Annotated in this window: 14 protein-coding genes; 5 read left to right on the top strand and 9 right to left on the bottom strand. The window is 61.3% G+C overall.

Annotated features, from left to right (window positions below; translation table 11 throughout):
- The first annotated feature begins 40 nt into the window (after positions 1-40).
- Complete coding sequence (locus V6F78_RS00165) at positions 41-895, top strand: hypothetical protein (RefSeq protein WP_169858803.1); 855 nt, start codon at positions 41-43, stop codon at positions 893-895.
- A gap of 52 nt (positions 896-947) precedes the next feature.
- On the opposite strand, the gene V6F78_RS00160 is transcribed toward V6F78_RS00165, so the two are convergent.
- The 3 genes from V6F78_RS00160 to V6F78_RS00150 form a co-directional block, all read right to left on the bottom strand.
- A complete protein-coding gene (locus V6F78_RS00160; RefSeq protein ID WP_047292690.1) occupies positions 948-1,256 on the bottom strand; it encodes a hypothetical protein in 309 nt (102 codons plus the stop codon).
- A 280-nt stretch (positions 1,257-1,536) separates the two neighbouring features.
- Positions 1,537-1,974, bottom strand: coding sequence for a DoxX family protein (locus V6F78_RS00155; RefSeq protein ID WP_047292687.1), 438 nt, complete (start codon positions 1,972-1,974; stop codon positions 1,537-1,539).
- A 103-nt stretch (positions 1,975-2,077) separates the two neighbouring features.
- Complete coding sequence (locus V6F78_RS00150) at positions 2,078-3,496, bottom strand: transglycosylase SLT domain-containing protein (protein WP_047292686.1); 1,419 nt, start codon at positions 3,494-3,496, stop codon at positions 2,078-2,080.
- 238 nt (positions 3,497-3,734) lie between these two features.
- On the opposite strand from V6F78_RS00150, the gene V6F78_RS00145 reads away from it, so the two are divergent.
- The 3 genes from V6F78_RS00145 (at position 3,735) to V6F78_RS00135 (ending at position 6,507) form a co-directional block, all read left to right on the top strand.
- Positions 3,735-4,547 (top strand): TatD family hydrolase, encoded by an 813-nt coding sequence (locus V6F78_RS00145; protein ID WP_047274144.1) that lies wholly within the window; start codon positions 3,735-3,737, stop codon positions 4,545-4,547.
- 124 nt (positions 4,548-4,671) lie between these two features.
- Positions 4,672-6,153 carry a methyl-accepting chemotaxis protein gene (locus V6F78_RS00140; protein ID WP_332726424.1) on the top strand — a complete coding sequence of 494 codons (1,482 nt, stop codon included), beginning with the start codon at positions 4,672-4,674 and terminating at the stop codon, positions 6,151-6,153.
- A 99-nt stretch (positions 6,154-6,252) separates the two neighbouring features.
- A complete protein-coding gene (locus V6F78_RS00135; RefSeq protein ID WP_052959377.1) occupies positions 6,253-6,507 on the top strand; it encodes a hypothetical protein in 255 nt (84 codons plus the stop codon).
- Between the two features lie 133 nt (positions 6,508-6,640).
- Here the strand turns inward: V6F78_RS00135 and V6F78_RS00130 are convergent, their stop codons facing one another.
- The 3 genes from V6F78_RS00130 to V6F78_RS00120 all read right to left on the bottom strand — a co-directional run bounded on the left by V6F78_RS00130 (position 6,641) and on the right by V6F78_RS00120 (position 8,587).
- A complete protein-coding gene (locus tag V6F78_RS00130; RefSeq protein ID WP_169858805.1) occupies positions 6,641-7,438 on the bottom strand; it encodes an acyl-CoA thioesterase in 798 nt (265 codons plus the stop codon).
- A 76-nt stretch (positions 7,439-7,514) separates the two neighbouring features.
- Entirely contained in the window at positions 7,515-8,282 is a 768-nt protein-coding gene (locus V6F78_RS00125; RefSeq protein ID WP_047277796.1) for a CHAD domain-containing protein, read from the bottom strand.
- Positions 8,283-8,308: 26 nt separating this feature from the next.
- On the bottom strand, positions 8,309-8,587 hold the full coding sequence (locus V6F78_RS00120; protein WP_047274136.1) for a hypothetical protein: 279 nt from the start codon (positions 8,585-8,587) through the stop codon (positions 8,309-8,311).
- A gap of 154 nt (positions 8,588-8,741) precedes the next feature.
- On the opposite strand from V6F78_RS00120, the gene V6F78_RS00115 reads away from it, so the two are divergent.
- Entirely contained in the window at positions 8,742-9,782 is a 1,041-nt protein-coding gene (locus V6F78_RS00115; RefSeq protein ID WP_047292682.1) for a patatin-like phospholipase family protein, read from the top strand.
- On the opposite strand, the gene V6F78_RS00110 is transcribed toward V6F78_RS00115, so the two are convergent.
- The 3 genes from V6F78_RS00110 to kdpC form a co-directional block, all read right to left on the bottom strand.
- Positions 9,779-10,468: a response regulator gene (locus tag V6F78_RS00110; protein WP_047292680.1), complete on the bottom strand. Its 690-nt coding sequence runs from the start codon at positions 10,466-10,468 to the stop codon at positions 9,779-9,781. The two genes, V6F78_RS00115 and V6F78_RS00110, sit on opposite strands and share 4 nt — an antisense overlap.
- Before the next feature lie 36 nt (positions 10,469-10,504).
- Positions 10,505-13,171, bottom strand: a complete 2,667-nt coding sequence (locus tag V6F78_RS00105) for a sensor histidine kinase KdpD (RefSeq protein WP_332726423.1) — start codon at positions 13,169-13,171, stop codon at positions 10,505-10,507.
- A gap of 74 nt (positions 13,172-13,245) precedes the next feature.
- Complete coding sequence (kdpC, locus tag V6F78_RS00100; protein WP_047277802.1) at positions 13,246-13,797, bottom strand: potassium-transporting ATPase subunit KdpC; 552 nt, start codon at positions 13,795-13,797, stop codon at positions 13,246-13,248.
- Positions 13,798-13,811 lie beyond the last annotated feature (14 nt).

The following is a 13,811-nucleotide window of genomic DNA, read 5'->3' as shown; positions in this document are numbered from 1 at the left end:
CAGGTGTATCCACCAACGGTCATTCACGGAGCGAAAGACCATGAGCACAACAACTAACCATTACTGGATGAGTGAAGTCCCTGACATCAACAGACTGCGCATCGGCGAACTCATCCTCCCCGGCAGTCATGATTCAGGCAGCGATAAACAAGCACCCAACTTCCAGTGGCCACAAGAAATCACCCAAGACTTCGCCCCCCTTCAGCAACTCAGGCACGGGATCAGGGCACTGGATTTAAGGGTCGCGTTTTACGGCAAGTATCCGCGCGGTGACGCGCGCCGCTTTCAACTGTTCCACAAAACATCATCCGGGCGCACGGTCGCTGGCGATATCCTGCAAGCGCTCAAGACGTTTTACGCGGATAAACGGGCGTTTAAAGAGATCGTCGTGCTGGACTTTCATGAGTTCAGGGACTTTACGGCAGAGGCGCACAGCGAACTTCAGGCGCTGATCCTCTCCCTACTGGGCGAACGCATCGTGCCTGAAAAATGGGCCGGTTTAACGCTCGATGAACTCTACACCGCCCATCCAGGGGCCAACGTGGTCGCGGCTTACAACCATTACACCGGCTCGACGTCGCTCTGGGAGGGCGTCGATCAACGCTGGAGCGGTAAAAACCTGATCTCGACGGCTGAACTCAAACACTTTATGGACAGCACCATTACCCGCTACAAAGCGCGAAACGCATTGGTCGCCATCCAGTGCGCGAAATATGTCTTGCCGCTGCATGTACCTGATGATTTCAAAGAGGAAATCAATCAGTGGTTCAAGTCGGAGCATTCAGAAAGTTACATTCAAAACTTCTTCATTATTAATACCGACTGGGCAACCCGCAGTGAACTGGTCAACAACTGCAAACACGCCAATCAAGTCAAAGCCCAACGTGTAACCTGACACGCTTGTAGAGGCGCCGGGCATAGTTCAGAACACTCGGCGCACGCGTGCTTCAACGCAAGGTAATCAGTCCTTGGCGGGATATACGTATCAAGTTGCCAATCACCGACTCGGCCTGTTGGGCAGAGGGCGACTGAATCACGGCCAGATCAAAACTGTCAGTGGCAAACCGCGCCAGGCTGTCGTCGCCTTCTACAAACTGAATCAAGAACGCCGAAGCCCGTCCCTTTCGACGCGGCCAACCGTCCAGATAACGCAACAGCGTCGGCTGGTGTTTACCGCCCAACAGGATTTTTGGATTACGGAAGGTTTGATTCGCCGTGATCGGCGCAAGACGTACAAGGGGACGTGGCTGACTCATCTATCGGTTTCTCCGCCTCAGGATTCTGCGTGGCAGGTGAGAGGCAACACCGAACCAGCGCTTTAGCGGTATTTCAAGGCCTGTTACAAGCCTCTTGGGTGTTCAGTCGAACACTCGGCGCCCCGCAAGTAGCTGTTTAAATCGGCGCAAGAAAACATCCTAGATAAACCCGATTACAACTGTCAAGAATCACGTTCTCAGGCAGTCCGCAAAGCAGTGCCCCCCCCGAGAGCAACCGCCTGCTCGTCTGTAGTCAGGTCAGACGAACAGGCCTTTGCGCTTACTTATGGGCAATCGCCTGATCCAGGGACAATTTGCCCGCGCCCTCGATCAATACCGCCAGGGTGCCGCCCAGCAGCGCCAGGGCGAATTCATAGCCGTTGTTGGCCATGAACAGACCGTTACTGATATGCACCGTGAAAATCGCCACCAGCAAGGTAAAGGTCAGCCCCAATGCGGCAGGCCGCGCCAGCAGCCCAATGATCAGCGCCAGCCCGCCAAAGAACTCCGTCCCGCCCGAGAGCAGCGCCATCAGGGTCCCGGGCGCCAGACCGATGCTTTCCATCCATTGCGCCGTACCCGCCAGACCGCCCCCGCCAAACCAGCCAAAGAGTTTTTGCGAACCGTGGGCGGCGAAGATAATACCGACCAAAACCCGCAACACGGTCAAGCCGTAGCCCGCGTGAGTCCCCAAAACGGTGTGGGTGAATTTATTCATGGTGCAGTCCTTTTCGTCAGTCAGGTTGGGAGTGGCGCCATATTAATCAGTTTTTATCCGGTTAAAAGCCGAATAAATGCCCAATAACAATCGAATTTATCGATTATTTGCGGGAAGCCAACTTCGGCTCCGTGGGCTCCAGCGCGTCGCGTTCACGGTCGAAGGCCAAATAGTATTTATTCACACTATTAACATAGCTGACCGCCCCCATTCCCACCTGCTCCATGGCAATGCGCTCTACCTGAAAGAACCATTGATTGGGATTAAGCCCCCTGCGTCGGGCCTCTGCGCGCATGGCCTGCACGCGTTCGGGCCCCATGTTGTAAGCCGCCAGCACGAACGCCATGCGCTCGCGTTCATTTAATTTGGGGCTGGCAAAGAACTTGCGCCGGATCATCGCCAGGTACTTGGCACCGGCCTGCACATTGCTGTCGACGCTTTGAATATTGTTGACGCCCACCCGCTGCGCCGCCGAGGACGTGATCTGCAACAGCCCCATGGCGCCGCCCGAGCCTTTGGCATTCGGGTTCAGCGTGGACTCCTTGAACGCCAGCGCCGCCAGATTGAGCCAGTCCATGCCTTGTTGCTGCGCATGCTTTTGCAGCACCGGACGCAGTTTTTCAAGCTTCTGCCGGTCTGCCCGCGCCAGCGGGTAGTGCACGCGATACAGGCGTCGATAGACGCGCTCGAACGCCACATTCTGATCGTCAGGCACGCGGTAGGTCGTCAGGAAGCGATCGATGCTGGCCCGCAACATCGACGCATCGCGACGCACGTACCAGCGCATGGCGCCCGGCTCGCTGACCAGCACTTTGCGATCAAAGCGCAGCTTGGGCATCAACGCAGCCCAACGCTCGGCAATCGGCTGTTCGACCAGGGTCAGGTGGTAGATTTTGGCTTGCACCATCTCCAGCACATCTTCGACCGCCAGGGTCGGGTCCACCCATTCGATTTTCACCGGCGGCAGTTTGCGCAGTGCCAGTTTTTGATTGATCAGGTTCACCGCTTCGCCAGCCGCACTGCCCGTCGTCAGCGCCACCGTGCGGCCCGACAATTGCTCAAGCCGGGTGAAGCGTCGCTCACCCTTGACCCCCACGAGAATCAGCGACACGCGATCAATGATCGGCTCGCTCGGGCTAATGGCATGGCTCGGCTTGACGTCCAGCAGCTCGCCGGGCGCCATTAAGTCGCCTTCGCCGCGCAACAGCGCACCCAGCAGTTGATCCTTGGCTTTAGGGATGATTTTGAGGGTGATCTGTTGACCCGTTCGCGCATGGCCGTTGAGGTAACGCTCGAAGGCCCGCAAGCGATGGTATTCGACACCAATCGACTGGCCCTGCACTTCACCGGAACTGTTGCGGCTTTGGTTGACCAGCACGCGCAGCACCTGGCTACTACGAATCTGGGCCAGATCGCGGACCTGACTCGGCTGCGCCGCCTGGAGCGGTCCGGGCAGGCGTGCCGTTGCCAGACCGGGCAACAGCATCAGGCACAGCGCAATCCACAGCGTCAGTCTTGTCATCCGTTCTCCGCAAAGAATACAGCCCGTCAGCGTGCCGGATTACCCGACAACCGGTCGCCCTTTTGGGGCATAAGGTGCGCTGCGAGACGTGTGCAATTGCGCGGATACAGCGAATCCTGTACCGGGAATTGCGCAATTGCGGCATTCAAAGACAACCACAACTCTCTGTAGTTCTTGGTTTTTCTTATTAAATCGACAGCTCTGATATGCTTCGCGGCCTGTGGCCTGAGGTAGCACCATGCAACTCATCGATATCGGCGTCAACCTGACCAACCCCAGCTTCGACGGCAAACATGAGGCCGTGCTGGAGCGTGCCTACGCCGCCGGCGTGTGCCAATTGGTGCTCACCGGCACCAGCGTAGACGGCAGCGAGCACGCCTTGCAGTTGTGCCATGAGCAGGATGAAAGCGCCACGCGGCTGTTCTCGACAGCGGGCATCCATCCGCACTCGGCCAGCGACTGGAACACCGACAGCGCCCGGCGTTTACATGCCTTGCTCACAGAGCCACGGGTGCTTGCCGTGGGCGAATGCGGCCTGGACTTCAACCGTGATTTTTCGCCACGCCCGCAACAGGAAAAAGTGCTCGAAGAACACTTGGCGATGGCTGTGGATTTACAACTGCCCGTGTTCTTGCACGAGCGCGACGCCAATCAGCGCCTGCTGGAGATCCTGCGCGACTACCGCGACCGCCTGCCGGCTGCCGTGGTGCATTGCTTCACCGGCGAGCAGAAGGCGCTGTTCAGTTATCTGGACCTGGATCTGCACATCGGCATCACGGGCTGGATCTGCGACGAACGCCGCGGAACGCATTTGCACCCGCTGGTGCGCAACATTCCTCGTGGTCGCCTGATGCTCGAGAGTGACGCGCCGTATTTGCTGCCCCGCACCCTGCGCCCAAAACCCAAAAACGGTCGCAACGAACCGGCCTACCTCCCCGAAGTCCTGCGAGAAGTGGCGCTGCACCGGGGTGAAAGCGAAGCCGATCTTGCCGAACACAGCACCGCCTGTGCCCGCGCCTTTTTTGGCTTGCCGACCCTGCAACACGTTTGAGGCACCAGGGGTGAGCCGTCACAGGTTCACGCCCTTGACCCACATCAACAAGATCGTCATGGTTTGACGGCACAATGATGGCACCTTGCCAATATTGTTTCCGCCAAATCAGAGAAGACCTTCCATGGGTGCCTGGCTTAGCAACATCTCGCTCAAATACAAATTCTGGGCCGTCAACGCGGTGGCCTTCGTCACCACGCTGTTGCTGGTGCTCTACGCCGTGCAGCTCGAACAACAATCGCGCGCCGATGCCGCCCGCGCGAATGCCCATGCGCAGGCGCAATTGCTCAGTGCCTGGCCGGGCGGTCAGGCCTTGCCCGCCGTCGACTTCTTGCTGCCGATGAGACCGGGCCAGGTTCCCACCGTGGACGAACACCCCCTGCCGCAACTCAGTGAGGGCAATGGGTGGGTCTCCCTCCACGCCATGCCGTTCTTCGGGCACAACCCGCTGCTGGGCGCCGAGGTCATCACCCGCCCTGACGGCCAACGGGTTGCGGTACTGGCCTACGCGCCAAGCCTGGCGCAAGTGTTTGTCGAACGTCTGGCGAACTACGCGGTAGCGGTGTTCGTGCTGATGCTGGCGATGCTCTGCGCTTCGCAACTGTTGATTCAGTTCTTGCTCAGCCAGCTCAACACGCTCAAAGACGTGATGCTGCACGTCGAAAAAACCGGCGACCTGTCCGCCCGCGTGCCTTTGGCCTGCACCGACGAGGTGGGGCAAATGGCGGGGGCCTTCAATGCCATGCAAGCCGGTTATCAACGTATCGTACAGACCGTCGCCGACACCGCCGCGCAATTGGATGCCGGTGCCGCGCGACTGGCCAGCAGCATGGACGAAGTGCGTCATGGCATGCTCGGCCAGCAAAGCGAAACCGATCAGGCCGCCACTGCCATCAATGAAATGTCTGCCACGGTCTATCACATTGCCCAGCACGCTGGCGCCACCCGCGACCTGTCGCAAACCGCCGATACCCTCGCCGGCAGTGGTCAGCAAGTGGTCAGCCGGGTTCAGGACTCCATCGCCAGCCTGTCCAACGGTGTGCAACAAACCGCCGAGATGATTCAGCAACTGGCCCAAGACAGTCAGAAGATCAACGGCGTCGTCAGTGTGATTCACAGCATTGCCGAGCAAACCAACCTGCTGGCGCTCAACGCGGCGATTGAGGCCGCCCGGGCTGGCGAGATGGGTCGCGGGTTTGCCGTGGTGGCCGATGAGGTGCGCAACCTGGCCAAGCGCGTGCAAGCCTCGACAGACGAAATCACCACCATGGTATCGGCCCTGCAAGCGGGCACCCGAGACGCGGTGGACTTCATGCAGGAAAGCTCGTTCAAGGCCGATGACTGCGTGCAGCAGGCCCAAGAGGCGGGCGAGGCGCTGGCGGAAATCACCGACGCGGTGGCCAAGATGCGCGAGAGCAACACGCAAATTGCGGTGGCCGCCCAGGAGCAGAGCCATGTTGCCGAAGAAATGAACCGCGCCGTGGTCAGCATCCGCGACGTCACTGAAAACACAGTGCAACAAACCGTCGACTCAGCCACGACCAGTAACCAGTTGGCGACGCTGGCCGGTGAACTGAACCGGGCCATCGGTCAGTTAAAGCTATAAGGCCAATAGCCATTGTCGATTCGCCGCGTGCCTTGCGCGGGCCTATCCTCTGTTCATCCGGTTCAGCCATCGCTGAACCCTCGAACAAGGAGTGCAATCATGGGCAAACGTCATCCCAACCTGCCTGCCTGGCAATGGCGCTCGAACCCACAGAGCCACGCGAGCGCCTCGCATCAGGCGATTGACCTGATGGCTGTCGCGTTGATGGTGGTGGCCTTTCTGCTACTGGCCTCGGGCATCTTCAGTGGCAACGCCACCAGCGCGCTGATCGGCCTGGTGACGCTGTTTGCGGCCACACGCCTGCAACACCAGCGTCACAAGGCGCATGAAGAACCACACAGTCAGGCGTTCTGACTGGGGCGGTTCCCGTTTAATAGCCGCCGTGACGAACACCCACGGGGTGCAGGGCAAGGCGAGAGAAGCGGGGTTAAGTTGTAGCCAATAAGCATCGATCAACGCCACCCTGCGCCACGTGGTCTTTCATCCCCTAGCCAAACACCGTGACGGTCTGGCGGCTGATCGCAATCAGCTCGCCCGCAGGCGACCACAGATTAGCCGCCACATGGCCATACCCATCCTGCGCATGCTCGATCACGGCCAGGTATTTGCACCACTCACGGGTGCTGATGTGAACCTGCGGCTGCACAAACTCAATGGTCCAGGTCAAAGTGCTACCGGCGGCGGGCTTGTCCAGCAGCGGCAGCAAGGCCGGTGGCCAGGCATCGACCAGGGCCAGCACGTGGGTTTCGGTCAGGGGTTCGTCCTTGACCTCATCCGCAAACCGCACCCAGCCGCCCATGTCACGCCCGCCCTTGCCGGTAAATGGCAAGGCGCCTACCGCCCAGCCCATCGACAAATGCCGCATGAATTCCGGCGTGATGCCTTTGATGTAGGGCAACAGCGGGCAGTTGTCGACGGGCTTCATATCCGGCGCCGGCAGGCTCTGCACCTTGACGGACGATTCGCGTGGCGCGCCGAAGCTGCCTTGAACCAGCGTCACCACCTGACCCTGTTGCAGCGCCCTGCCCAGCACCTGCGTGACGGCCTTGCCTTCACGCAGCACTTCGACTTCAAAGCTAACCGGCACATCCGGGGCCACAGGCCCGACGAAGCTCACCGACAGCGAGCGTAAAGCGCGCTGCGCAGGGACTTGGGCACGCATTGCCTCATACTGCAAGGCCGCCATCAAACCGCCAAATGTTGCACGTCCCTGACCCCAATCGGCCGGAATCGTGACGGACGACGGGTTATGACGCACCTGCGCAACCAATTCTGAAAACTGCATGAGCACCTCGTCATGGATCATCAGAGGCAGATACTACGCACCCGTCGCAGGCAGCACAGCGCTTGATTCGGCCAAATCATGAGTGAAAACAGGCCGCGCTCAACTTGATCAACGCGCGGTCGGCGTCCTGTTCACCACGGGCCAGGGTGTCACGCCAGCCCTCGACACAGGGCTGCAAGTCCGGCTGCTGCTCGGCCTGCAACAACCATTGCCAGGCATCGTGCCAGTCGCCCAGGGCTTTTTGCGCCTCTTTAAGGCGTACCAGTACCCTCGGCGGCAAGCGATCCAGTTCGGGGTAGGCCTCGGCGGCATAGCGCACGCGTTTAATCAGCAAACGCACACGGTGCCGGTCATGGCCGGGGTCATTCAGCGCCTTTTGTAGGGTCTGCCACTGTTTTTCAAGCACCTTTTCGATGCGCGGGCGCAACCCGCGCAGCAACCCTTCACGCTGGGCGGCCCGCAGAAACCGTGGGAAGACGTCAAGGATCATCAGCAGTTGCGCCAACTGCGCGCTTTCAGCCACGGCGACATAGCTGCCCGCCAGTTGCGCCAACCGACGCCCAGCCAGTTGCGCGTGACCCTGTTGCTGCAAATACGCCGCCAGCACTTCCAGATCGCGCAGCGGCGTGGTCAGAGCACCCACCTGTGAGGCCGCCATTTCCAGCTGCACCACCCCCGGCAACCCCCGCAGCGGTCTTAGTAGGCTGCGCAGACGGCGCACCGTGGTGCGCAAATCATGCAAGGCTTCGGGGTCGGTTTCAGCCTGCAAGCGCGCCTGACAGGCCAGCAACCTGACCTCCAGACGCACGATGTTCGCCACAATCTTGTCAACCCATTCAGACATCCTTCCCCTCCCCGTCCCGCACCGGTTTAACGACCCGCGCGTGACTCACGAATATAAAAACGCGCTTTCTCGGCTTTTTTCGAGCAGCCTTCAAACGCTTCGAACTGTTGTTGGGTTTTAGCCCCGGTCAGCAACGACAGGGCCTTGGAATAACTGATCGTACCGGCAAACCCTTCGGCCTTGGCCAGGTCCAGCTCGTGCCAGGCGGCATCCAGCTGCGTCGCGCAACTGTCACGGTAGGCCGTTTTGCCCGCACAACCGGCCAGCATCAACGCCATCAACGGCACACAGATCAGAGCTTTCATGGACATACCCTCAAACAATTAATGTTAATTAGAGGCTAAGACGCAAAAGCAGGTAGAAAGTGCCCTGCCCCGGCGCGCCGTCTTTGCAAGACTAGCTTGCCCATTCAGGAAAAGGCATTGCATTGTTAGCACCTCACTGGCCAAGGATTGATTCATGAAAAAGCGCGTTGCATTGGTGCTGGGCTCGGGTGGCGCCCGAGGGTACGCCCACATTGGCGTCATTGAGGAACTCGAACGCCGTGGCTACGACATCGCCTGCATTGCCGGTTGCTCGATGGGGGCCGTGGTGGGGGGCATCTACGCGGCGGGCAAGCTTGATCTGTACCGCGACTGGATTCAAAGTCTGGACTATCTCGATGTGTTGCGGCTGGTGGACGTTAGCTTTCGCCTGGGCGCCATTCGTGGGGAAAAAGTGTTCGGTCAAATTCGCAACATCGTTGGCGAGATCAACATCGAAGACTTGCGTATCCCCTACACCGCCGTGGCCACGGACCTGACCCACCAACAGGAAATCTGGTTTCAGGAAGGCTGCCTGCATCAGGCAATGCGGGCCTCGGCGGCGATTCCCAGCCTGTTTACCCCGGTGATGCAGGGCAACCGCATGCTGGTCGACGGCGGCCTGCTCAACCCGCTGCCCATCGTGCCGGTGGTCTCCAGCCATTGCGACCTGATCATCGCTGTCAACCTGAACGCCACCCACCAAAACGGCTACCAGTTGCCCGTCATTCAACGTGCCCCGGCGTTCAAAAGCCGTTTCGACAACCTGATGAACTCCCTCGGTTCACACATCCCCTTTCGCAATAAACATGCAAACGACCTGCTGGAGCTGGAGCAAGCGCTGCTCACGCCTGCCCTGGATACCGCTCCCAATCCCTGGATTGAATCGTCGCGCCCCGACAGTCAGCAACCGGCCGCCGCCCCGACCCAGGAAGGCGCGCCCAAATCCGCTTCGGGTTCATTCATCATCGACAACGTGGGCCCGGCGTCGCTGCTGGATTTGATCAACCAGAGCTTCGAAGTCATGCAGACGTCACTGGCGCAGTACAAAATCGCCGGTTATCCGCCCGACATTCTGATTAACGTGCCCAAGCGGGTGTGCCGTTTTTTTGAGTTTTACAAGGCGCCCGAATTGATCGCCCTGGGCCGCGAGATTGCCAGCGACACCCTGGACCGCTATGAGAGTGAAACCCCCTAAGCGTCCAGCAAGCGATAACCCACACCCGGTTCGGTCACGATAAAGCGCGGGCAGGTCGGGTCATCGGCCAGCTTTTGCCGCAAATGACCGACCACAATGCGCAAGTAATGGCTGTTCTCGACATGGGTCGGGCCCCAAATATCCTTGAGCAGTTGTTGCTGGGTGATGACCCGCCCCGGATGGCGCGCCAACTGCGCCAGCACGGCATATTCCTTGCGCGTCAGGGCGACTTCGACGCCGTCCAGCAATACACGGCGATAAGCCAGGTCTACGGTCAAGGGCCCCACGGCCACGGCGGCCTGCTGCACCTCGCCCGCCGAAGCCTGACGCAACAACGCACGGATGCGCGCCAGAAACTCCTGAATGCCGAAGGGTTTGGTCACGTAGTCATTGGCGCCGCCATCCAGCGCTTCGACCTTTTGCGCTTCGCTGGCCCGCACCGAAAGCACCAGCACCGGCACCCCTGACCATTCGCGAAACTCGCGCAGCACGTGCTGGCCGTCCATGTCCGGCAGGCCGAGGTCGAGCACCAGCAGATCCGGTTTCTGCAGCGCGGCCAGGCTCAAGCCGTCGGCGCCCGTGGCCGCTTCGAGCACCTGATACCCCTGGGACACCAGGCTGATGCGCAAAAACTTGCGGATCTGCGGTTCGTCATCAATGACCAAAACGGTGGTGGGTTGGCTCATGGCGTGGGTTCACCGTGTAAAGAGGCGCGCAGAATATCAGGCTTCACGGGGCGGCTCTTCCCCTTCCGGCAGCGGCTGTTCAGGCAGCGGCAAGTGCAAGGTGATGCACGTGCCGCGCCCGCCGATGCCCTCGCCCACACTGATGCGCCCGCCATGGGCGCCGACCATGCCCTGACAGATCGCCAGCCCCAGCCCCGTGCCCTGCCCGCCCCGGTCGCCGCGGGCAGCGGTGTAAAACATGTCGAAAATCTTCGCCCGGTCTTCTTCCGGGATACCGGGCCCTTGATCGCTCACGGCAAACCACAGCTCCTGTTGATCGGCCCCGGCCACCAGTTGCAGCACGCCATGGGGCGGTGAAAAACGTGCGGCGTTTTCCAGGACGTTGACCAGTGCCTGCTCGATCAACGCCGCGTGAATGTGTAACAGCGGCAATTGCGGCGCCACGTCGACCTGCACCTGCAACGGCGCGAGCACCGCCCGCAGCCGGTTCAACGCACTGGCGACGATGTCCGTCGGCGACACCCAGTCCCGCGCCAGCTTCAAGGCCCCATGGCCCAGACGGGTCATGTCCAGCAGGTTCTGAATGTAGCGGTCCAGGCGCTCGGCCTCGTCACGGGTGCCCTCCAGCAATTCGCGCCGGTCCTCCAGCGGGATCGCCTCGCCCAGCGCAAGCAGCGTGTCGATACTGCCGCGCATGGTGGTCAGCGGGGTGCGCAGGTCGTGGGACACGGAGGCCAGCAAGGCGCTGCGCAATTGTTCGGTTTCGCCATGCAGGCGGGCGGCTTCAAGGTCCTGGGCCAATTGCGCACGGGCCAGCGCCTGTGCCAATGGCTGGCTGAGGGCCATCAGCAGGCGCCGCCGCTGACCGGTCAAGCTCTGGCCTTCTTTCGGGCTGACGCCCAGCAAGGCCAATGGGCCGTCGTCCACCGTCAAGGGCCACCACCACCAACGGCCCATCGGTAAGGTGCCGGTGCCTTTGCCCGCCGGTTGCTCGTGATTCCAGGCCCAGTCGGCCGCCGCGCGCTCGGCCTCGTTGAAGGTCAACGGCCCTCCGGTTTCCACGGTCCAGCCGCCGCTGCCATCACGGTTGAGCAGGCACAGGTTGAGTTCTTTCCAGCCGCTCAAATGCTGGGCGGCGGCGTTGACCACCGCTTTGCGGTCGGTGGCAGCGGTCAGTTTGCGCGACAGGTCCAACAGCTCGCTGGTCTCTTGCTGGGTCTCGCGCAGCGCCTGCAACTGGCGGCGCTGACGGGCCGCGAGGTTGCCGGTCAAGGCGGCCATGAGCAGGAAGAACACCAGCGTCAGCACATCTTCTTCACGCTGGATACTGAACGAGAAGTTCGGCGGGATGAATAAAAAGTCATAGGTCAAAAAGGACATCGCTGCACAGGCCAGCGCAGGTCCCAGGCTGCTGCGCACCGCCACCAGCAGCACGGCCGCCAGAAACACCATCGAAATATTGGGCAGCGCCAGCACGCTGGACACACCCCAGGCCAACGCACTGGCCAATACGGTTGCCAGCAGCGCCAGACCGTAGTCGAACCACACCAGCGACCCCACGCGCCAACGCGGCGTGGCATCCGGTGCCTGCTCGTTATCGAGCACGTTGATTTCCAGCCCGTGGGCATCGCGCAACAAGCGAGATGCCAGCCCGCCGCCGAAGCATTTCCTGCGCCATTTCGGCCGTGACTGGCCCACCAGTAGCAGGCTGGCGCGGCGCTCGGCGGCGTGCTGAATCAGGGTTTTCGCCACTTCGCCCGCGCGCAGCAACACCACCTCGCCCCCCAGACGCTCAGCCAATTGCTGCGCGCTTTGTAGGCGCAACCGCGACTGCTCGTCCCGCGCACTGCCGTTGTCCACGTGTACCAGACTCCATGGCAAATGCCGGCGCTCGGCAACCCGGCTGGCGTGACGCACCAGCCGCTGGGCCTGCGCATCGCCATCAATGCCCACCAGCAACCGCCCGCGCAACGCCGGGGCAGCCTGACCCAACTGGCGATAGCCTTTGTCCAGCTCATCATCGACATACACCGCCGCGGTCTGCATGGCCAATTCGCGCAGGGCATTGAGGTTGGTCTGGGTGAAAAAGGCATCGATGGCCGCGCGGGCCTGTTCGGGCACATACACTTTGCCATCGCGCAGCCGCTCCAGCAGTTCGCGGGGCGGCAGGTCGATCAGCAACAGTTCATAGGCTTCCTGCACGATCCAGTCCGGCAGGGTTTCGCGCACGTGCACCCCGGTGATGCCGCGCACCTGATCGTTGAGGCTTTCCAGATGCTGGACGTTGACCGTGGTGTAGACATCTATCCCGGCGGCCAGCAATTCCTGCACGTCCTGCCAGCGTTTGGCGTGGCGACTGCCGGGCGCGTTGCTGTGGGCCAATTCGTCCACCAACACCAATGCGGGCCGGGCGTGCAGCAGGCCATCCAGGTCCATTTCTTCAAGCTGCACGCCCCGGTATTGCGAGCGCACCAAAGGCTGTTGCGCCAGGCCGTTGAGCAGGGCCTGGGTTTCGGCGCGGCCATGGGTTTCCACCACTCCGACCAGCACCCGGACACCCTGACGCACCTGGGTGTGGGCTGCCTGAAGCATGGCGTAGGTCTTGCCCACGCCGGGGGCCGCGCCCAGAAACACCTTGAGCCGGCCACGGCCAGCCCGAGGCAAATCCGCTAACAACGCATCGGCGCGACCGGAATCTGTCATGTCTTTACCTATTCAAATGGAGATCAACGCGGTCGCTGCCGCACCAGGCGGCAGCGACAACGGCGGCAGATGGCTCAGGGTGTGAGCTGCGCCAGCGCCCGGTTCAGGTTCAGCACGTTCACCACCGGCGGCCCAACCCACGGCTGCTCGATGTGCGCCTGCAGCAAGTGCTCGACCGTTTGCACCGGCAAGCCTCGGGCCGCAGCCACACGTGGCAGTTGATAGCGTATTGCCTCAGGTGGCAAGTGCGGATCCAGCCCGCTGGCGGATGTCGTCAGCATTGCCAGCGGCACTGGCCCCTGTTCGGGCACGGCCCATTCGGCGGCGCTGTCCTTGACCCGCGCCGCCAGCGCCGGGTTGCTCGGCGCCAGGTTGCTGGCCGCGCTCGACACCGTGGCGTAGGCCCCGGCCGAGGGCCGCGAGTGAAACCATTGTTCGCCGGTGAAGGCCTGGGCGATCAACTGCGAACCGCGCACGCTGCCGTCCGCATCGCGCACCAGGCTGCCATTGGCCTGATCGGGAAACGCCAGTTGCGCGATCCCGGTCACGGTCAGCGGGTAGATCACCCCGGTGATGGCCGTCAACAGCACCATCAGGCTCAGGGCCGGACGTAAAAGAGTAGCCATGTTGCGTTCCTCCT

Source organism: Pseudomonas sp. ESBL9 (genome assembly GCF_036668715.1).
GTDB lineage: Bacteria > Pseudomonadota > Gammaproteobacteria > Pseudomonadales > Pseudomonadaceae > Aquipseudomonas > Aquipseudomonas lundensis.
The sequence above is the reverse complement of the archived record's forward strand: the minus strand, read 5'-3'. Positions and strand labels throughout refer to the sequence as shown.